The sequence below is a fragment of the Butyrivibrio sp. genome (genome assembly GCF_015056685.1).
GTDB lineage: Bacteria > Bacillota > Clostridia > Lachnospirales > Lachnospiraceae > Butyrivibrio.
This window is the reverse complement of record NZ_SVFW01000005.1, coordinates 28,868-50,596: the sequence shown is the minus strand read 5'-3', so window position 1 is coordinate 50,596 and position 21,729 is coordinate 28,868. Positions and strand designations below refer to the sequence as shown.

The window sequence follows — 21,729 nt, the reverse complement described above, 5'->3', positions numbered from 1 at the left end:
TGGCTGATTGGAAAATCGGCGATCCAATGATCAATGAAAATGATTATTGGCAGGATCCTGATTATAAGGCAGAGGATCCGGAAAAAGAGAAACTGGTTCTTGAGCTTGCTAAGCTCATTACTGACCGTTATGTAAAAAAACTCACAAATAAGATCAACAACAGAGATCCGGAGTATTGGATGCTTGATCTTATTCTTAATAAGGAACAGGTGAAGTTTCTTTTGAACTTTAAGAAGACACGTGTTCCATATTCTATTGAAGAACTCGCAACCATGAACAATATGAGCGTGGAAGATACAAAGAAGATGGTGGAGCGTCTTAGATGGATCGGTATCATCGAGCAGAATCGTGCCAAGACACCTGACAAGCATCTTCAGTATGAGCTTCCTATCTTTGTTCCGGGCTCAGCAGAGTTTATGATGATGCAGGAAAAGCTTACTGATGAATTCCCACAGCTTGCTACATTCTTTAACCTTATGACACAGCTTCCGCTTGCCGGAATCACACAGATGGTTCCACCCGGAGGAGCCGGAATAGGAATGCATGTTATTCCTGTTGAGAAGGCTATTTCACTTGAGAATCAGTCAGTTCCTGTTGAGCATCTTTCAAGATGGATCGACATGTATGATAAATACGGTATTTCAGAGTGTTCTTGCCGTAAGCAGCAGGCTATGCGTGGTGAGGGAAGCGGAGAGATCCGTGGTGATTACTGCATAGGTATGGGCGACATGGCTGAGTATATGGATGATCGTGGAATCGGTCACTATATCTCCAAGGAAGAAGTTTATGAGATCCTTGAGAGAGCAGAGAGACATGGATATGTTCACCAGATCACCAATATCGACGGTGAAGGCAAGATTGTTGCTATCTGTAACTGTGCTCCAGGAGTATGTAATGCTCTTAGAACATCTCAGCTCTTTAACACACCTAATATGTCAGCATCTGCATACAGAGCACATGTTGAAAAGGATAAGTGCGTTGCCTGCGGTAAGTGCGTAGAGGTTTGTCCTGTTGGTGCTGCCAAGCTTGGTCAGAAGCTTTGCAAAAAAGACGGATCAGAAGTTAAGTATCCTAAGACAGAGCTTCCTAATGCAAAGAAGTGGGGCCCTGAAAAGTGGAACTACAACTACAGAGATGATGCCAAGATTAACTGCTACAATACAGGTACAGCTCCATGTAAGACAGCATGCCCAGTACACCTTTCAGTCCAGGGCTATATCAAGATGGCTGCAGAGGGCAGATATGAGGATGCTCTCAAACTTATAAAGCAGGATAACCCATTCCCATATATCTGCGGTGCTGTATGTAACAGACGCTGTGAGGATGCCTGCACAAGAGGAACTATCGATCAGCCTCTTGCTATTGATGAGATCAAGAAATTCATTGCTTCTTTAGACCTTAAGAGTGACAAAAAGTACATTCCACTTTGCGAGAAGCATGATGGCGGAATGTGGTCTGATGATTATAAGGTTGCTGTTATCGGAGGAGGCCCTGCAGGACTTGCTGCTGCTTACTTCCTTAGAAGAGACGGCTATCCTGTTACAGTTTTTGAAAAAGAGAAGAGACCAGGCGGAATGCTCATGAATGGTATTCCAAGCTATCGTCTTGAAAAAGACATCATCGACGCTGAGATTGATGTTATCCGTCAGATGGGTGTTGAGTTCAAGTGTGGAGTTGAGGTAGGAAAAGACATTACTATACAGAAACTCCGTGAGGAAGGCTACAAGGCATTCTTTATCGCTATTGGTATGCAGGGCGGAAGAAAAGCCGGAGTTCCTGGCGAGGATGCTGAGGGCGTTCAGACAGGTGTTGATTTCCTTAGAAACATAAATCAGGATCATTCCATTAAGTTAAATGGCGACACTGTTGTTATCGGCGGCGGAAATGTTGCTATAGACGTAGCCAGAACAGCTGTAAGAGCAGGAGCATCTAAAGTTACAATGCTTTGCCTTGAGGGTGAAAAAGAGATGCCTGCAGCAGCTGATGAAGTTGCAGAAGCAAAAGAAGAAGGAATTGAAGTTAAGAATGGATGGGGACCAAAGGAAGTTGTTACTGAAAATGGTCATGTTAAGTCCGTTATCTTTAAGAGATGCGTGAGCGTATTCGATTCAGAGCATCGCTTCAGTCCTAAGTACAATGAGGAAGAGACAATAGAGATTCCTTGTGAGAATCTTCTTTTGTCAATTGGTCAGTCCGTTCAGTGGGGCGGCCTTCTTGAGGGCACAAAGGTTGAACTTAACAGAAATGGCACAGCAGTTGCTGATAAGCTTACAAGACAGACTGCAGAACCCGATATCTTCGTTGGCGGTGATGTATTCACAGGTGCAAGATTTGCTATAGATGCTATTGCCGGTGGTAGAGAAGGAAGCGTTTCCATTAACCGTTTCGTACATAAAGGAAATCGTCTTGACCTTGCTCGTGACAGAAGAGAATTTATTGAGCTTGATAAGGACGATATAAAGGTTGAAGGCTTCGATGATGCCAAGAGACAGATTCCAGGTAAAAAAGCCGGTGTTGCAAGTAAGACCTTTGATGATCTTCGACTTGTATTTACTGAAGATCAGGTTAAGGCCGAAGCAAACAGATGCCTTGGCTGCGGAGCTACAACTGTAGATGAAAACCGCTGTATCGGATGCGGACTTTGCACAACAAAGTGTGAATTTGATGCTATCCATCTTACAAGAGATATGCCTGCAGCAAGCACTATGGTCAGATCTGAGGACAAGCTTAAAAAGGTTGGACCATATGCAGCAAAGAGAGCAGGAAAGATTCTTATCAACAAGATTGTTGGTGACAAAAACTAATAAGCTTCAGGGGTAAGTCAAAATGCCAAAGGGTACCAATCAAAAATTAAAACTGTATTATCTCGCTAAAATAATGGTCAAGATGACTGACGATGAGCATTTTCTAACAATGCCTCAGATAAAGGAACGGTTAGAAGAGTGTGGGATAACTGCGGACAGGAAGAGTCTCTACGATGATATGGAGGCTCTCCGTACCCTGGGCATTGATGTTATCCTGGAACAGGTTGGAAGAAATTATTACTACCATGTTGGCAGCAAGCACTTTGAAATAGCAGAGCTTAAGCTTTTGGTGGATGCGATACAGTCTTCCAAATTCATTACAGAGAAAAAATCCAATGAGCTTATCAAAAAGCTTACAGGTCTTGTCAGTGAATATGAGGCAATGCAGCTTAAAAGGCAGGTGGAGGTTCAGGGCAGAATAAAGACCATGAACGAGAGTATCTACTACATTGTAGATGAGATACATACTGCCATATCCACTAACAGACGCATACAATTTGAGTACCTTAAATGGAATCTGAATAAAGAACTTGTTCCGAGAAAAGAAGGCTTATATGAAGTGAGTCCATGGGCACTTACCTGGGATGATGAGAATTATTACCTCATTGCATTTGATGCTGAGGCTGATAAGATAAAGCATTACCGTGTTGATAAAATGAGAAACATCCGTATCATGGATGACAGGAGACTTGGAAAAGAGCATTTCAAAGCTTTTGATATGGCTTCTTATTCCAAGATGAATTTTGGAATGTTCGGGGGAACAGAAACCAAAGTAAAACTGAAATTCAAAAACGACTTAGTTGGAGTTTTGATAGACAGGTTTGGCAAAGACATAAGTATCAGAAAGTCAGATGAAGAGGGATGGTCAGAGACAAGCGTTGATGTTGCGATAAGCGATCAGTTCTTTGGATGGCTCTTTGCCCTGTCGGATGGGGTTATCATAGCTTCTCCGGAAGACGTGAAAGACAGATACAGACAGGAACTTCTTAAGATAACAGAGAAATACTCTTGAAGACAGAGGGACGGTTCTTCCCTCTGTCTTCTTAGTTAACTATCGCCTGAAAATCTTTGAAAAATGATGGATAGGAGATTCCTACACAGCCATCATCGAGGATTCTTGTAGTTCCTGTTGCAGCAAGGGAAGCTACAGCAAATGACATAGCAAGTCTGTGGTCATCATGGGAATGGATGTCAGCGCCGTGGAGAGGCTTTCCTCCGTGGATGATCATGCCGTCATCTGTTGCTTCTATGTCGCATCCCATAGCCTTTAAGTTATCAACTACAGTAGCTATTCTGTCGGATTCTTTTGCCTTGAGCTCTGCTGCGTCTTTGATTATGGTATCGAAGTTACCTGTGGCAGCAACAACGGCAACGACAGGAAGTTCATCTATCATAGTCGGTATGTCTTTTCCGCCAATTTCAAAAATGCCATTTTCATTTCCGTGGAGCTCGCTGTATTTAACAAGTATGTCAGCTCTTGGTTCGCTGTCATTGGTTTCGTTTAGAAGAGTGATATCAGCTCCCATCTGTCTGAGTACCGTGATGATACCGGTTCTGGTCTGGTTGATACCTACGTTTCTGATAAGAAGCTCAGAATCAGGAACCATAAGAGCAGCAGCCATGAAATAAGCAGCAGAAGAGATGTCTCCAGGGACGTTTATCTTAATGCCATGAAGTGGCATGCCGGGATGCAGGATTGCTGCGGCACTTCCATCTCTTGCAAGTTCATTGTGAATGTCAGCTCCGAACATTGTGAGCATAGTCTCGGTGTGATTTCGTGACAGTGCAGGCTCATAAACTACAGTGTCGCCGTCAGCATAAAGACCTGCCAGTACAATAGCAGATTTTACCTGAGCTGAAGCAATTGGATTTCTATAGGTTATGCCTCTAAGGCGCTTACCTCCTTTAATAACGAGAGGAGCGCAGCCATTATCCATGAGAGATGAAATATCAGCTCCCATCTGAGAAAGAGGCTTTATAATGCGGTTCATTGGGCGCTTTTCTATGGACATATCACCTGTGATATTGGAATCAAAAGGCTGAGCCACGAGAATGCCTGCCATGAGTCTTGTGGTAGTTCCGCTGTTTCCTGTGTACAAAGTTTCTGATGGAGCTTTTAACCCATGAAGACCATTACCGTGCACCGTGATGGTTGGAACGCCGTTCGTAGGACGTATTGTGTGATCTATATGGATGCCAAGTTTTCTGAAACAGTCGATGGTTGAAAGGCAGTCAGCACTGTTAAGAAAGCCCGTAATCTCTGTTGTTCCTTTAGCAAGGGCGCCAAACATGATACTTCTGTGAGATATGGACTTGTCGCCTGGAACAAAAACGTCACCTTTTAATGGGTGTTTTGCTTTTTCTAACGCTATCATGTTGCTTCTCCTTTGAATTAGCTGTTTCTGATCGGATATCCGTTTTCATTAAGTATTTTTAATGCAGCATCTTTTCCGCTCTGATCATGCAGCTCTATACGAAGAGTTCCTCGTTCATACTCTCTGTTATGGACAATGCCAATATTTTTGATGTTGATATCATTGTCTGATAAAAGAGTTGCCACCCTTGCGAGATTACCGGGTTTATCAGCGATATCAACGTGAATTGTAAAGGTCTGCATAATAGGACCGCTGCTGGTCTCTATGAAGGACTCCCTGTATTCTCTGGCTGAGCTGAAAAAGTCAAAGAGCTTATCGTTGTCGTGCTCATCGATGGCTAGTTTGATATCGATTAGTGAATCAATGTACTTTGAAAGCAGATCTGAAATGTTATATGAGTTTGTAGTGCAGATCTGTTGCCACATAACAGGAGAAGAGGAGGATATTCTTGTAATATCCTTAAATCCACCTGCGGCGATGAGTTTCATCAGCTGATCCTCAGAGTCATTGTTTCTGACAAGATTCACAAGGCTTGCAGAGACTACATGTGGAACGTGGCTTATGGCTGCTGTGATGTAATCATGCTGCATGTAAGGAATCACCAGAGGAATGGCACCTATTTCTTTTACCAGTTCATAGTAATGCTTTAATTTTTCTTCGTTTGTGTTTTCTGTTTTTGTGAGAATATAGTAGGCATTTTCAAAAAGAGATGCCTTGGAATTGCCAAAACCAATGCGTTCTGTACCGGCCATTGGATGACCGCCGATAAACTGCTTTTCAAGGCCAAGCTCTTTTACTTTCTCGTGGATACCGGTCTTAACACTGCCAATATCTGTGAGTAATGTATTCTCATTTAAAAATGGAACAAGTTTTTCAAGATTATCGTTGTTTATTTCTACCGGAGCACATAAGAAGATGATATCGCATTCAGAAAAATCTTTTCCAATCTCATATACAGGCTTGTCTACAATGCCTTCGTCATGTGCCTTATCTACGGTTTCTTTATGTGGTGTGTAAGCTACTATAAAAGAATCAGGATGGCTTTTTTTGATAGCTCTTGCAATAGAACCACCAATAAGGCCAAGTCCTAAAAATCCAAATTTATTAAATGACATTAGTTAAATTCCCCCGAAGAAAGCGTCTTTCAATTCACTATATCACTTTAACGTGCGAAAAACAATACTATTCATGCATGATTCTTACCGTTTTTTGCCTGGAAGATATAAGATCCACATTATAATGAGATATTTGTGCAAAAATAACACAAATACTTGTTATGATTCATTATTTTTAGTAAAATATCCTTATAAATCTTTTGGGGGAATTCAATTTTTTTTCACATCTACAAATAAATAGTGTTAATAGGCTTTGGGATTTCCTCAAAATAATGCGACTGGAGGACAAGATATGAACGTTTACACAACTGACAAGATTAGAAACGTAGTACTGCTTGGACATGGTGGCGCTGGCAAAACAACTTTAGCAGAGGCTATGGGATATCTTGCCGGACTTACATCAAGGATGGGGAAGGTAGAAGATGGAAACACTTTAAGTGATTTCGATAAGGAAGAACAGAAGCGTCACTTCTCAATCAGTACTTCAACTATCCCTCTCGAGTGGGATGGTCACAAGATCAATATTCTGGATACTCCGGGATTCTTTGATTTTGTAGGTGAAGTTGAGGAAGCTATCAGTGTTGCTGATGCAGCAATCATCGTTGTTTCAGGTAAGGCTGGTATCGAAGTTGGAACAGAGAAAGCATGGGAAATGTGCGAAAAGTACAAGATTCCACGTATGTTCTTTGTAGCTGACATGGATATCGATGATGTTTCTTATAGACAGGTAGTTCAGGATCTTACTGATAAATACGGGAAGAAAATGGCTCCATTCAACCTGCCAATCCGTGAGAATGAAAAGTTTGTTGGATATGTAAACGTTATTCAGGAAAAGGGCTTTAGATGGGAAGGAAAAGAGGTTGTAGAGTGTCCGGTTCCGGAATACAACCAGGCTAACCTTAAGCTCTTTAGAGATACACTTCTTGAATCTGTTGCTGAGACTTCAGAAGAGTTCATGGAGAGATACTTTAATGGTGATACATTCTCAGAAGCTGAGATCAGAGCAGCTGTTAGAGGTAATGTATGTGACGGAAGCATTGTTCCTATTGAGATGGGTTCAAGTACTCTCTGTCAGGGCATTTACACTCTTCTTGATGATATCGTTAAGTATATGCCAAGTCCTGAGAACCGCAAGATGGCTGGTATCAATACAAATACTAACGAGATCTTCGAAGCAGATTTCGATTTCTCAAAGCCAAAGACAGCCTTTGTATTTAAGACAATGATCGATCCATTTATTGGTAAGTACTCACTTATCAAGGTTCGTTCAGGTGTTATTAAGCCTGATGATCTTATGTATGTAGCAGGCAAGGATGTTGAAGTTAAGATTGGTAAGCTCTATATACTTCAGGGCAATAAGACAACTGAAGTTCCTGAGCTTCACGCAGGAGATCTTGGCGCACTCCAGAAGCTTGAGATTGCAACAGGAGATACCCTTTCAACAAAGGCTAATCCTATTCAGTATGCCAAGATGGATATCTCAACTCCATATACAGCTATGAGATATCACGCTCAGAATAAGGCAGATATTGATAAGATTTCTCAGTCTCTTGCTAAGCTTGCTGCTGAGGATCAGACACTTAGAGTAGTCAATGATGCAGAAAACCGTCAGACTCTTCTTTATGGTATCGGCGATATGCATCTTGAAGTTATCCAGAGTAAGCTTCAGAACGTATATAAGGTTGCAATCGACCTTACAAAGCCAAAGGTTGCATTTAGAGAGACAATCAGAAAGAAATCTGATGTTGAGTACAAATATAAGAAGCAGACAGGTGGTCATGGCCAGTATGGACACGTAAAGATGCGCTTTGAGCCTTCAGGAGATCCAACTACTCCATATGTATTTGAGCAGGAAGTTGTTGGTGGTGCAGTTCCAAAGAACTACTTCCCGGCAGTTGAAAAGGGACTTGCTGAGTCAGTATTGAGAGGACCTCTTGCAGCTTATCCTGTAGTGGGCGTTAAGGCAATTCTTTATGATGGATCATATCATCCGGTAGACTCTTCAGAAATGGCATTTAAAGTAGCTGCATCAGGCGCATTCAAGAAAGGCTTCATGGAAGCTTCTCCTGTACTTCTTGAGCCTATTGTTTCTCTTAAGGTTACAGTTCCGGATTCATATACCGGTGATGTAATGGGAGACCTCAATAAGAGAAGAGGAAGAGTGCTCGGCATGAATCCTTCTCTTACAGGCAAGCAGGTTATTGAAGCAGAAGTTCCAATGATGGAGCTCTTTGGATATAACACACAGCTTCGTTCAATGACAGGCGGAAGCGGTGAATATGAGTATGAGTTTAACAGATATGAGCAGGCACCATCAGATGTTCAGGCAAAAGAAGTTGCCGACAGAGCAGACAAGGTTGCTGCAGCAAACTCAGAAGAATAATAAGGATTAATTTAAATGAGGATGAAGAGCTTTTCTTCATCCTCATTTTTTAATCAGAAGGACTGGCCTTCACTTTTGTTTTGGATATATTCCCTTGGCGAGTGGCCATCAACTTTTTTAAAGACCTTGGAAAAATAGTATGCCGATTCAAACCCTAAAGCATCCGCAACTTCGTAGATCTTCATGTCACCGGATAAGAGCATTTCTTTTGCCTTATCAATTTTTTTTGTGTAAACATATTCGGAGAAACCGGTATCTGTTGTTTTCTTAAAAAGAACTGACAAGTAGGCGGGAGATAGTCCGAAAACTTCAGCAACTTCATTTAGCTGGAGCTTTCCGTTTAAGTTGCCATCTATGTACTGCTGTATGGTAAAAATAAGTTTGTCTTTTCCTGAGCGCCTGTTGCTGCCAACAATGTGGCTAAAGAGTCTTATTGGCGAGGCAGAATCAGACTGGGACTGGGCTGTTTTTGCTTCGTCAAAAGAAACAGCTATGTCAAGGGGTGTTGACACAGCGCTTCCTATACCAAAGGTAAGTGTTGTCTTAAAGTAGCTTGTGATCATGGTTCTGGCGTTTTCAAGTGCCTCAGTGATCAGATCCATTATTGAAGCAATTGGCTTTTCCTCATTAAAAAGGAAAATGATAGCAAAGTGCGTGGGGTCCATGGATACTATCTGGCAAGGCGCGTGACGAGATATTATCTCTTTTGCCATACCTATACTTGATGAATAGATTCCAATAGCATCACTTGATGAGTCAGTAAGCGAAGGAGATGGAGTCTTTATCTCGCCATACACTACAATATACCTGTTGTAATCAAGCTTAAGGTCAAGGGCTTTTGTTTCTTTTGCAAGATCACTTTCAGAGGTGATAAGGTGATTGAACAGCTTTATCAAAAACTTCTGCCTGAGGTCCTCAAGAGAGCTTTCGCTTGGAATAGAAGTCTTTCTTACAGGATTTGATTCATCAACTCTTTGAATAGCTTTATTTAGAGCGAAGGTCAAAGTTTCGGAATTCAGCTCTATTTTTACAAGATAATCAACAGCCTCGCATACAAGAGCCTGTCTAACCATTTCAAATTCTTCGTAGGCTGTGAGAATGATAAAAGCAGGAGTATTTCCATATTTTTTGTGGCACTTATCAAGTAGCTCAAGGCCGGTCATTACAGGCATTCTTATATCTGCAATGACAATGTCCGGAGTGTCGCTGCAGATCATATCCCAGGCTTCCTGCCCGTTTGAAGCAGTTCCTATTATTTCACAGTTGTCGGAATGGTCCTTGGCAATCATGGTCTTAAGACCAATCTGCACCAAGGGTTCATCATCTACTATTAGTATTCGGTACATAAAAAACTCCTGATTTCTTTTACATGTATTTAAGTGGAAGAATAAGTGTGGTCGTTGTAAAGGAGCCAACTTCACTTGTTATATGCATTCCGTATTCTTCACCGAAGGTATATTTGATTCTCTCATTTACGTTGCTGACACCAATCTGCCTAAAGAACTCGTTTGATGACCTGGCCTTGCCGCTAAGGACATCATCAATGGTTTCTTTGGTCATGCCGACTCCGTTATCAGTGACATCAATGAAAAGCTTATCGTCATTTTTATAGGTGTGGACTACAATCTTTCCGGCGCTTCCCTTTGGCTCAATCCCGTGGAATATGGAATTCTCAATGATTGGCTGGAGAGAGAAGCGGTTTATTCTGCATTTCAAAAGAGCTTCATCCTCGGTTTCATATTCCAGCTCAATGGTCCCGCCATACCTGTATTTCATAATGGTAAAATAGTCATCTAAAAGGGCAAATTCATCCTTCAAAGAAATTACGCTTTCAGTTCCCTTTGCGATATTCTTCATAAGACGGGAGAGGGCGGTTGACATGTCTGCGATGCCTTCTGACCCTTGTATTGTTGCCATCCACTTTATTGTATTTAAAGTGTTATACAAAAAGTGAGGATTTATCTGGGATTGCAGAACCTGGTATTCCAGGTCGTGTTTTGTCTTTTCATCTAAAATTCTTTTCTCCATAAGATCGGAGACGTTCTGTGAGAGGCTGTTGATTCCTATTCCAATCTCACCAAGTTCGTTGGGCCATTCTATCGATGGATCCCTTGAAAAATCTCCCAGTCCAATCTGATCAAGCCTGTCGATTAGCTTGGATACAGGCTTTGTAATGATCCTGTGCAGGGAAAGAGAAAGAATTATTCCTGCAAAAAGAATAACCGTAAATATAAGTATGATCAGTGCAAGATACAGCTTCATTCGGGCTTTGAGGGCGCTTTCTGATGGCAGATATGAGAGCTTCCATCCGGTTTCCGGTAAAGTGTAGGTTACAAGACCAGCCGGAAGTGAGTCTTTGACAAAAGACCTGCCATCATAGCGGTAGGACACGCCTTCGGTAAATGTAAGATACAGAGCATCATCATTTTCAAAGACAAAGCTTTTCAGAGAATCTATTATCACAGAAACGGGGATGTCCATATAGACCCATCCCAGAACTTCAGAGGAATCAGCCTTGTAAATTGCTCTGATAATTGGAATAATAGGAGGGTTGCCACTTTTGGACATTGGATTTGTGCATATTCCATACCAGTTAAAGGATGGAGATGAAATTAGCGGCTCGTAAAAACTTGAAGCCATAATCATCTGAGGTGTGCTTGAGCTGCTTGATGCACCGCCTCCTGCAATGTCCTGCAGGAAATTTTTGCCATCAATAGTGGAGATCACTACGCGGTCAACGTAATTTCTGACTCCGACTATATTGAATTCATTGTTTAAGTGATTCCAGGTCATCATGGAAAGCTTTCTGCCAAGAATCTTGTCCTCGTTATAGGTCTCAGCTACAGACTGGACGTAGTTATTGATAGTGCTGTCCAGGCATATCCAGTTAGAAAAAGTCATAACTGTATTGATGTTGGAATCTATGTTGTTTCCAAGGACATGGATGTTGGTCAGGGCTGATTGATGCTGATTTTCTTTTAAATAGCGCATGGAGAGAATGTAACTTGTTGTAGCTATAAATAAGGCAAGAACAAGAGACAGACCCACTGCCCATATGACAATTTTTAATCTGATTGAATGACTATTTTTACGCATAGATATATATTAGAGCAGAGGAAAAATAAAGAAAATACAATTTTATATAAAAAAATTGCATTTTTTTACCAATAAGTGTTAAAGAATGTACATTCTTGGAAATAAGAGGCTTTGCTACAATTTCTATAGAAACAAAAAACTGCCAATGGGGTAGCAATTATTTAAAGGGAGGCAAAAAATGAAAAAGAGAATTATCAGTTCTTTACTTGCAGTTTCAATGATCGCAGCAAGCATCGTTGGATGCGGAAGTGCTTCACAGGCACCTGAAGCTGAGGCACCTGCAAAGGAAGAAACACCGGCAGCAACAGAGGCACCTGCTGCAGAAGCTAGTACAGAGACAGCAGAGGCTACATCTGATGAGCCTGTAACACTTAAGTGGGCACTTTGGGATGTATCAAGCACAGTTTACTATCAGCCACTTATTGATGCTTTCACAGCTGAGCATCCAAATGTAACAGTTGAGATGGTAGACCTTGGATCTACAGATTACAGCACAGTTCTTGGAACACAGCTTTCAGGGTCTGGTTCGGATTTTGACGTAGTAACAGTTAAGGATGTTCCAGGTTACGTATCACTTGTTAACAAGGGCGTTCTTGAACCATTAGGAGACCTTATCTCAAAGGATGGTGTTGATCTTTCACTTTACAACGGCGTTACAGATCAGGTTACAATCGACGGAAGTCTTTATGAACTTCCTTTCCGTTCAGATATCTGGGTTCTTTACTACAACAAGGATATCTTTGATAAAGCAGGCGTTGCATATCCTACAAACGATATGACTTGGGAAGAGTATGACAAGCTTGCAAGAAGCGTAACAGACACAACTCCAGGTGCTGAGGTTTATGGTGCTCACTACCACACATGGAGATCTACAATCCAGCTTGATGGTATTCTTGATGGAAAGAACACAATTGTTGATGGCAACTATGATTTCACAAAGCCTTACTACGAGATGGTTCTTGCACAGCAGAAAGATGGTGTCTGCATGGATTATGCAACACTTAAGACACAGGGACTTCACTACTCAGCAGCATTTGCTCAGGGTAACGTAGCAACAATGAACATGGGTACATGGTTCATCGCAACACTTATCCAGAAGATCAAAGATGGTGAGTACACAGATTGCACTAACTGGGGTATGGTTAAGTATCCTCATGCAGAAGGTGTAGAGCCTGGTTCAACTCTTTCAACAATCACAGCTCTTGCAATTCCTACATCAGCTCCTAACAAGGATATGGCTTGGGAATTTGTTAAGTTCGTAAGTGGTGAAAAGGGTGCAGAAGTTATGGCTTCAACAGGTAATATCCCAGCTATGACAAACGACAAGATCGTTGATCTTATCGCTTCAATGGATGGCTTCCCAACAGATGAAGCTTCAAAGGAAGCTCTTGTACCAAGCCACACATATCTTGAGATGCCTGCAAATGACAAGTCATCTGAGATTGAGACAGTTCTTAACGAACAGCATGATCTTATCATGAACGAAGAAGTAAGCGTTGATGACGCTATCGCAGCTATGAACGAAGGCGTTTCTGCAATCATCGGAAAGTAATTATTAGCTAGATAAAAATAACCGGCACTTGAATTTCAAGGCAGCTTGAGTTCAAGTGCCTTTTTAAGAGGAAAAAGACATGGCAGCACAGCTATCCGCTATGGAAAAAAATATGAAAAAAAGACAGCGCAGAAGGAATCTTGTAGCATATTCCTTTATCGCTCCGAACTTTCTTGGGTTTGCAATATTTACATTGGGACCAATAGTACTTGCACTTCTCATGTCATTTGCTGAGTGGGATGGAAGCAATGAGATGAAATTCATAGGTCTTTCGAATTTCGTAGAGATCTTTAAGGATGACAGATTCCTTGCATCATTAAAAAATACAATCGTTTACAGCGTGTTTACAGTGCCCATCACTCTTGTGATAGCGCTTGGACTTGCAATCTTATTAAATCAGAAAATTAAAGGAAGAAATTTCTTTAGGACAGTAACATTCTTCCCTTATGTAGCATCACTGGTTGCAGTAGCAGCAGTATGGAATATGCTCTTTACACCAGCAAAAGGTGGAATTGTTAACCAGTTCCTTATGAATGTACTTCATGTTGAGCCTTTAAAATGGGCAGCATCTTCAAGTACTGTAATGGTGACAATTATCATGTTCTCCGTATGGAAAAACATGGGATATTATATGGTAATCTATCTTGCCGGATTACAGGGTATCAGTGAGGACCTCTATGAGGCAGCTTCCCTTGACGGAGCCAACGCCTGGCAGAAATTCAGACATATCACTGTTCCTCAGCTTAAACCAACTACATTCTTTGTAACTATCATGCTGACGATCAACTGCTTTAAGGTTTATGACATCGTATACATGTTGGCTGGTGGTTCTAACGGTGTAGTAAATAAGAGCGCAATGGTACTTGTTTACTATATCTACGAAGAGGCTTTCAGAAACTGGAAGCTTGGAAAAGCATCGGCATCAGCACTGGTTCTTTTTGCAATAGTTCTCGTTGTTACCCTTATCCAGTTTAAGGGTGAAAAGAACTATGCTAATGACTGATCGGGAGGATAGAAAAAGTGAAAAGCAAAAGAAGAAACAGAATTATCGGACAGACAATTGTCTATGTGCTGCTAATCCTCCTGGCACTTTTAATGTTAGTGCCTTTCGTATGGATGTTATCAGCATCGCTTAAGTTTAACAAAGACGTTTTTGTAATACCTTTTGAGTGGATTCCAAAGGAGCCAAGATGGCAGAACTATCTTGATATCTGGACAAAGATACCTCTTGCAAAGTTTACGCTTAACACAGCAAAGCTGACGCTAATAGTTACTTTCCTTCAGCTTCTTACCTCAAGCTTTGCAGCATATGCTTTTGCAAAACTTGAGTTCAAGGGCCGCAACGTGCTGTTCCTTGCATATGTAGCTACAATTGCTGTACCTTGGCAGGTATATATGGTTCCTCAGTTCATGTTCATGAGAAGCCTTGGACTTGCGGATACCCACCTTGCAATTATCATACTTCAGGCCTTTTCTGCATTTGGAGTATTTATGATGAGACAGTTCTATGAGGGAATCCCTGATTCTCTTTGCGAAGCAGCAAGAATTGATGGAATGACAGAGTATGGAATATACGCCAAGATCATGCTTCCTCTTTCAAAGCCTGCACTTTCAACACTTATCATTTTTACTTTTGTTAATACCTGGAATGACTTCCTTGGACCTCTCATTTATTTGACAACTGAGTCCAAGAAAACACTTCAGATCGGACTGAAAATGTTTATTTCACAGTACTCAGCTGAGTATGGACTAATCATGGCAGCTTCAGTTCTTTCGCTTATACCTGTATTTATTGTGTTCATTTCGCTTCAGAAATACTTTGTTGCCGGAATCACTACAGGTTCAGTAAAGGGCTGATAGTTTTATTTAAAAGATATATCTCATTCAAAAAGTTTTGGATGAGGTATATTTTTTTTATACTAATTTAATCTTTAGAAACTACATTTGTGCTAATATAAATGCATGGATATGGGATTTTTTGTTGAATATAATTGTATAGGTGAAGTGGCAGGGCTCTTTATGTCAGTGCTCCTTCTTTTTGTTATGCTTTATATCAAGCCCAAGAGGACTTATATCTGTAATTTTATCTTTTACGGAAATATTCTTTCTATAATTGCGGAATGCATCCAGATTTCGATTGTCATAGTAGCTAATAATCCCGGGAAATATTATCACAGAAATCTTTTTATCATACAGCTTTTAGCCTTTCTTATTGTGTATAATGGCATTCTTTTCTTTATCTTCGCATATGTCAATATGATGTCTATTGTCAGGAGAAGCCAGAAAAAAGAATTTATGTACATGTATGTTTTTTACTCAGCTGTGTACATAGTTGCAATCATTGTTGAAATTGCGTCATATGGTCTATATACACTTATGATCGATGGCATAGATATAAGACACTTTACCAGACTTTACACGAGTGCAGGAATCGTTTGTGCTTTCGTTTGCCTTGTCGCAAGTATGTTTAACAGGAGAGATATAAGCAGGGTGACATGGCATGCAGTCTGTCTTTTTGCGCCTATTGATCTGATTGTTTTGATCCTTCAGATGATCTATGTTGCCAGAGGTTTTTCTATTTTTTCCGCTATTACTTATGCACCTATATTTATGTTGGGATTTCTAATGTTTCACAATACTCCATTTGATGAAATATCAGGGAGCCAGAATGTACATGCTCTAGAGGCTTATTTAGAGAGTAACATGCAAAAAAAGAAAGTCTATATTGCTTATGTAATTCTTAAGACGCCTGATGTAGAGAGCTTTGTGAGCGCTGATTCTGATGCTTATTACTATGGGATTAAAGTATGCAGAAATATTGAAGCAATTAGCCCCAAACTTAGAATGTATATGGTGGCTGACTGCAAATTTGTAAATGTTCTTCAGGAAGAAGATGAGAAAAAAGCCATAAGTGCAATACAGAAAATACGTGGAGTAATGGATAAAGCAAGAGTGGAGCTTGATGTTCCATTTAATTATACTTTGATTGCAGGTGAAATTAACGATGAGTTTGAAACAGTGCTCAAAGTAAGGCAATTCTTTGAGTTTGTCAGCAGAAAATATGTTAATCAGAATAACAGTCAGTTCTACATAACCAAACCTGCCGATTATGATAACTTCAACCAATTCTATGATATTTCAACCACCATCAGGGATATACGTCTTCATGAAGATATGGATGATGAAAGGGTAATTGTTTATGCCCAGCCTATTTATAGCGTTGAAACAGGTACATTCCGGTCTGCGGAAGCTCTGATGAGACTTAAAGTGGGAGATAGGATAGTATCTCCGGATGTTTTTATTCCGATTGCTGAGATGAGTGGCGCTATACATATGCTGACCTGTATAATTCTCAATAAAGTTTGCAAATCTATCAGTCAGTTTATGGAATACTATGATTTTGACTCTATATCAATCAATTGTTCGTCAAAAGAATTATCGATGGAGAATCTGAATGCCGATTTTCTGGAGATAATAGACAGATATGATATTGAACCTGCAAAAATCAGACTTGAAGTTACTGAAACAGCTATGTTTGATGATTATGAAACAGCCAAAAAGAATATGGAGAATCTTACAAGTGAAGGAATTCAGTTTTATCTGGATGATTTTGGAACAGGCTATTCTTCACTTGAAAGAGTTATGAATTGTCCGTTTAAGACTATCAAGTTTGATAAGACACTTTTGTATAAGTCGCTTGATGATACCAGAATGAATGATATTTTAAGCTATATGATAGAAGTATTTAAGAAAAACGGATTCATTACCCTGATCGAAGGCGTAGAGGACGAGTCACAGAATCAGTACAGCGTGGACCATGGGTTTGATTTTATTCAGGGGTATTTATATGCAAAGCCTACTCCTATAGAGGAAATAAAAAAGTACTTTACAAGAAAATCAGGCTTTTAATGATAATAAATGGCAAATGCCGTTAAATCCTCACCTTGACAGCAATGTATAAAGGATAGTATGATTGTATACAATTATACGAGAGATACATTGCAAGAAGGTGAGGTTATTTTTATGAGTGATACATCAGCGTTCCAAAATAGACCTGTAACAATGAATGACAAGAATAATCTGCTCAAGATCGAAGAGCATATTTATATTCTTGACGATGTAAAAAAACCAAACGTCTTCAGAAACATGTTTCCTTACGAGGAGATTCCTAAGATTCCTTTCAATGACAGGATTGTTCCCCATAACATGCCAAAAGAAATATGGATAACTGATACAACTTTCAGAGATGGTCAGCAGTCCAGAGCACCATATACTACCGAACAGATTGTGAAGATATATGATATGCTCCATGAACTGGGCGGACCAAACGGACTTATCAGACAGAGTGAGTTCTTTTTATATAGTAAGAGCGATAGAGATGCAGCTCTTAAATGTATGGAAAGGGGCTACAGATACCCAGAGGTAACCAGCTGGATAAGGGCAAGCGAAGAGGATTTTAAGCTTGTAAAAGAAATTGGTATGAAAGAAACAGGTATCCTTGTTTCATGTTCTGACTACCATATTTTCCTTAAACTTAAAATGACCAGAAAACAGGCTCTTGAGCATTATCTTAGTATCATCCGTTCCTGCCTTGAAGCCGGGATAAGCCCGAGATGCCATTTGGAAGACATTACCCGTGCAGATATTTACGGTTTTGTTGTTCCATTTTGTATTGAACTTATGAAGCTTAAAGAAGAATACGGCATACCGGTTAAAATTCGTGCTTGCGATACTATGGGATATGGAGTAAACTTCTCAGGTGCCGTTATTCCCAGAAGCGTTCAGGGAATCATCTACGCGATCAACACAAACGCCAGTGTTCCAAGCGAACTCATCGAATGGCACGGACATAACGATTTTTATAAAGCAGTTACAAACTCTACAACTGCATGGCTTTATGGCTGTTCATCTGTTAATACTTCACTGTTTGGAATTGGTGAGAGAACAGGTAACACACCACTGGAGGCCATGGTATTTGAATATGCCCAGCTTAAGGGCACTTTGGATGGTATGAATACTACAGTAATTACTGATCTTGCTGAGTACTATGAGAAAGAGATTGGATTTACTGTTCCTGCCAATACACCATTTGTTGGTAAGAACTTTAACGTTACAAGGGCAGGTATTCATGCTGACGGACTTCTCAAGAATGAAGAGATCTATAATATCTTTGATACAGAGAAATTCTTGAAGAGACCTCCTGTAAGCGCTGTTTCCAATACTTCAGGACTTGCAGGAATTGCTCATTGGATCAATATTCATTACAAATTAAAACAGGAGCATGCCCTCTCAAAGACATCACCGCTTGTAACCAAGATAAAAGAGTGGGTTGATAACGAGTATGCAAACGGACGAGTTACGGTTATGACTGATAGCGAGCTTGTTCGTGAGATAGATAAAGTTTCAAAAGAACTAGGTATCGTAGTAAAAGAGGGAGAGATAGTAGGGGCTGTATAAACTAAAGGAGAAACATGGAAAATCAAGACTTAAAACAGGAAGTGACAGACAAGTATTCTCTTAGAGGACGTGTTTTTCACCGCATAAGAGAAGACATACTAAATGGCAAATACAAAGACCATGAGGAACTTAAAGAAGTTGCGATTGGCCAGGAACTTGGAGTAAGCAGGACACCTGTGAGAGAGGCTTTCAGACAGCTTGAGTTGGAAGGCCTTATTCAGATCATCCCTAACAGAGGAGCTTATGTCACAGGCATCAAGGTAAAGGATATCCAGGATATCTATATGATAAGATCCAAACTTGAGGGGTTATGCGCCAGATGGGCATGTGAGAATATCACAAAAGAGCAGCTTGAAGAGATGGAAGAGAATATCTATCTCGCAGAGTTTCATGCTGCCAGAGGCCACATGGAGCAGATGGCTGAGCTTGATAACAGATTCCACAATATTTTATATGAGTCATGTAATTCCAAGATGCTTGAGCATCTTTTAAAAGACTACCATCAGTACGTTTGGAGAGTAAGACAGCAGACTCTTTCAAGCAGCAGAGGCGCTGTTTCAAACGTCGAGCATAAATTTATTATGGAAGCCATTAAAGAGAATAACCCTGATAAGGCTGAAGAACTTGCTAATCAGCATATGATCAATGCCTATGAAAATATGCTTGATAAGGGACTTTTGGAGCTTTACGAGCAGTAAATAATAATGACTTGAAGGAGAAATGGGATATGAGCAAAATTGTAATGACAACTCCTATCGTTGAGATGGATGGGGATGAGATGACAAGAGTTTTATGGCAGATGATCAAAGATAAGCTGATCTTGCCATATATTGACCTAAAAAGTGAGTATTACGATCTTGGCCTTAAGCACAGAGATGAAACTGATGATCAGGTAACAGTTAACAGTGCCAATGCCACTCTGAAATATGGAGTTGCTGTTAAATGCGCTACCATTACTCCTAACAACGAGCGTGTTAAGGAATATAACCTTAAGAAAATGTGGAAGAGTCCTAACGGAACGATCAGGGCAATCCTTGATGGAACAGTTTTCCGTACACCTATAATGGTAAAGGGCATCGAGCCCAACGTAAGAAGCTGGGTAGAACCAATTACACTTGCCCGTCACGCATATGGCGATGTTTATAAGAATGTTGAGATAAGAGTTCCAGGCCCTGGAAAGGCTGAGCTTGTATTCACAGGAGCTGACGGGAAAGAAGTAAGAGAAACAATTCATGAGTTTGACGAGCCTGGTATCATTCAGGGAATCCATAATAAGGATTCATCAATCATGAGCTTTGCAAGAGCATGCTTTAAATATGCACTTTCTGAGAAGAAGGAACTCTGGCTTGGAACAAAGGATACTATCAGTAAGACCTACGACAGAAGGTTCAGAGAGATCTTCGATGAAGTCTATGAGAATGAGTTCAAAGCTGAATTTGAAAAGGCAGGAATAACATACTTCTATACACTTATAGATGATGCTGTAGCCCGTGTTATGAAGTCAAAGGGCGGATTTATCTGGGCCTGCAAGAACTATGATGGCGATGTAATGAGCGATATGGTTTCATCAGCATTCGGTTCACTTGCCATGATGACTTCAGTTCTTGTATCTCCAACCGGTGTTTATGAGTATGAGGCAGCTCATGGAACAGTGCAGCGCCACTACTACAAGTACCTCAAGGGCGAGCCTACATCTACAAACCCTGTAGCAACAATCTTTGCCTGGACAGGTGCTCTCAGAAAGAGAGGAGAGCTTGATGGAATCAAAGCTCTTTGCGATTGGGCTGACAAGATGGAAAGAGCAACTCTTTCAGTTATCGAGTCCGGCCGCATGACAGGAGACCTTGCACTTATCACATCACTTCCAAATCCAGTAAAACTCGGCAGCGAAGAATTCCTTGATGCAATTGCAGAGGAATTTGAGAAGAACTGATAATTGAATATCATGATAATAGAGAGGCTTTCGCACTGATTATTTGGTGCGAAAGCTTTTTTATAACATAGTAAATTTCTTCCTAATTTGATATGCTATATTAAATATAACTAGATATACGCAGAACTAAGTATAAGAAAGAAACGCGAGCTATGAAGAATATAATCATATGTCTGATGGGCGAAGAAGATGAGATCCTTGCAAAACAGGTTTCTATGCTTAAGGAAAGGCATAACGCTACTGTAAAAAGGGTAACTTTCGATGAGGCTGAAAGCATAATATCAGCGGGTGAAGAGGATACATTATTCATAAGTGACGACGAAGGCTTGGCTAATAAAGCAAGAGAGAAGGGCATGAGTGTAAATAGCCCGCAGAAGATGAAAGAATCCTATGAAAAAGCAATGGAAATGTTAAAAACACTTTTAATGTGAGGTATATCAAAGGAGGAATCAAATGAGCAGAGTAAATTTTGGCGCAAAACCACTTATGTATCCGCAGCCGGTTCTTATCATTGCGACTTATGATGAGAATGGTGTACCTAATGCCATGAATGCAGCTTGGGGCATCACGACAGATTTTAAGGAAATTACGATCAGTCTGTCTGAACATAAGACTACTGACAATCTGGCTAAAAGAGGCGCTTTCACAGTGAGCCTTGCTACTGAAGATCAGGTGATTGCCTGTGATTATGTTGGAATTGAATCAGGAAGAAAGGTTCCTGATAAGTTTGATAAGGCTGGATTCCATGCAACCAAGAGTGATTTTGTTGATGCGCCTCTTATAGATGAACTACCTGTTGCTCTTGAGTGCAAGGTAAAGAGCTTTAATGATGGCATCCTTATCGGAGAGATTGTAAATGTTTCTGCAGATGAGAGCGTAGTTACTGATGGAGCTGTTGATGTTAAAAAGGTAAAACCAATCAGCTTTGATCCATTTGCAAATGCTTATTATGGCATTGGTGAAAAAGTTGGAAACGCATTCAAAGACGGGGCGCAGCTTAAATAAAAAAATATA

Annotated in this window: 16 protein-coding genes; 12 read left to right on the top strand and 4 right to left on the bottom strand. The window is 40.5% G+C overall.

Annotated features, from left to right (window positions below; genetic code table 11):
- Positions 1-26 precede the first annotated feature (26 nt).
- Together E7303_RS02830 and E7303_RS02825 are read left to right on the top strand one after the other, a co-directional pair.
- On the top strand, positions 27-2,804 hold the full coding sequence (locus E7303_RS02830; protein ID WP_292143809.1) for an FAD-dependent oxidoreductase: 2,778 nt from the start codon (positions 27-29) through the stop codon (positions 2,802-2,804).
- Positions 2,805-2,826: 22 nt separating this feature from the next.
- Positions 2,827-3,816: a helix-turn-helix transcriptional regulator gene (locus E7303_RS02825; protein WP_292143742.1), complete on the top strand. Its 990-nt coding sequence runs from the start codon at positions 2,827-2,829 to the stop codon at positions 3,814-3,816.
- 31 nt (positions 3,817-3,847) lie between these two features.
- On the opposite strand, the gene aroA is transcribed toward E7303_RS02825, so the two are convergent.
- A complete protein-coding gene (gene aroA, locus E7303_RS02820; RefSeq protein WP_292143741.1) occupies positions 3,848-5,179 on the bottom strand; it encodes a 3-phosphoshikimate 1-carboxyvinyltransferase in 1,332 nt (443 codons plus the stop codon).
- Positions 5,180-5,196: 17 nt separating this feature from the next.
- Complete coding sequence (locus tag E7303_RS02815; RefSeq protein WP_103870347.1) at positions 5,197-6,294, bottom strand: prephenate dehydrogenase; 1,098 nt, start codon at positions 6,292-6,294, stop codon at positions 5,197-5,199.
- Positions 6,295-6,586: 292 nt separating this feature from the next.
- Here E7303_RS02815 and E7303_RS02810 point away from each other — a divergent pair, with 292 nt between their 5' ends.
- On the top strand, positions 6,587-8,677 hold the full coding sequence (locus E7303_RS02810) for an elongation factor G (RefSeq protein ID WP_292143740.1): 2,091 nt from the start codon (positions 6,587-6,589) through the stop codon (positions 8,675-8,677).
- A gap of 53 nt (positions 8,678-8,730) precedes the next feature.
- Here E7303_RS02810 and E7303_RS02805 read toward each other — a convergent pair whose 3' ends face one another.
- Both E7303_RS02805 and E7303_RS02800 read right to left on the bottom strand, forming a co-directional pair.
- Positions 8,731-10,023, bottom strand: coding sequence for a response regulator (locus E7303_RS02805; protein WP_292143739.1), 1,293 nt, complete (start codon positions 10,021-10,023; stop codon positions 8,731-8,733).
- A gap of 19 nt (positions 10,024-10,042) precedes the next feature.
- Positions 10,043-11,773 carry a sensor histidine kinase gene (locus E7303_RS02800; RefSeq protein ID WP_292143738.1) on the bottom strand — a complete coding sequence of 577 codons (1,731 nt, stop codon included), beginning with the start codon at positions 11,771-11,773 and terminating at the stop codon, positions 10,043-10,045.
- 178 nt (positions 11,774-11,951) lie between these two features.
- Between E7303_RS02800 and E7303_RS02795 the strand changes: the two genes are divergently transcribed.
- The 9 genes from E7303_RS02795 (at position 11,952) to E7303_RS02755 (ending at position 21,720) form a co-directional block, all read left to right on the top strand.
- Complete coding sequence (locus E7303_RS02795; RefSeq protein ID WP_292143737.1) at positions 11,952-13,325, top strand: ABC transporter substrate-binding protein; 1,374 nt, start codon at positions 11,952-11,954, stop codon at positions 13,323-13,325.
- Positions 13,326-13,404: 79 nt separating this feature from the next.
- Positions 13,405-14,328 (top strand): carbohydrate ABC transporter permease, encoded by a 924-nt coding sequence (locus E7303_RS02790; protein WP_292143736.1) that lies wholly within the window; start codon positions 13,405-13,407, stop codon positions 14,326-14,328.
- 17 nt (positions 14,329-14,345) lie between these two features.
- Positions 14,346-15,182, top strand: coding sequence for a carbohydrate ABC transporter permease (locus E7303_RS02785; RefSeq protein WP_022774893.1), 837 nt, complete (start codon positions 14,346-14,348; stop codon positions 15,180-15,182).
- A 111-nt stretch (positions 15,183-15,293) separates the two neighbouring features.
- Positions 15,294-17,234: an EAL domain-containing protein gene (locus E7303_RS02780; protein WP_292143735.1), complete on the top strand. Its 1,941-nt coding sequence runs from the start codon at positions 15,294-15,296 to the stop codon at positions 17,232-17,234.
- Positions 17,235-17,348: 114 nt separating this feature from the next.
- Entirely contained in the window at positions 17,349-18,782 is a 1,434-nt protein-coding gene (locus E7303_RS02775; RefSeq protein ID WP_292143734.1) for a 2-isopropylmalate synthase, read from the top strand.
- 14 nt (positions 18,783-18,796) lie between these two features.
- Positions 18,797-19,480 carry a GntR family transcriptional regulator gene (locus tag E7303_RS02770; protein WP_022774889.1) on the top strand — a complete coding sequence of 228 codons (684 nt, stop codon included), beginning with the start codon at positions 18,797-18,799 and terminating at the stop codon, positions 19,478-19,480.
- Positions 19,481-19,509: 29 nt separating this feature from the next.
- Positions 19,510-20,715: an NADP-dependent isocitrate dehydrogenase gene (locus E7303_RS02765; RefSeq protein WP_292143733.1), complete on the top strand. Its 1,206-nt coding sequence runs from the start codon at positions 19,510-19,512 to the stop codon at positions 20,713-20,715.
- A 152-nt stretch (positions 20,716-20,867) separates the two neighbouring features.
- Positions 20,868-21,146 (top strand): hypothetical protein, encoded by a 279-nt coding sequence (locus E7303_RS02760; RefSeq protein ID WP_292143732.1) that lies wholly within the window; start codon positions 20,868-20,870, stop codon positions 21,144-21,146.
- Between the two features lie 22 nt (positions 21,147-21,168).
- Positions 21,169-21,720 carry a flavin reductase family protein gene (locus E7303_RS02755; protein WP_292143731.1) on the top strand — a complete coding sequence of 184 codons (552 nt, stop codon included), beginning with the start codon at positions 21,169-21,171 and terminating at the stop codon, positions 21,718-21,720.
- Positions 21,721-21,729: the final 9 nt, after the last annotated feature.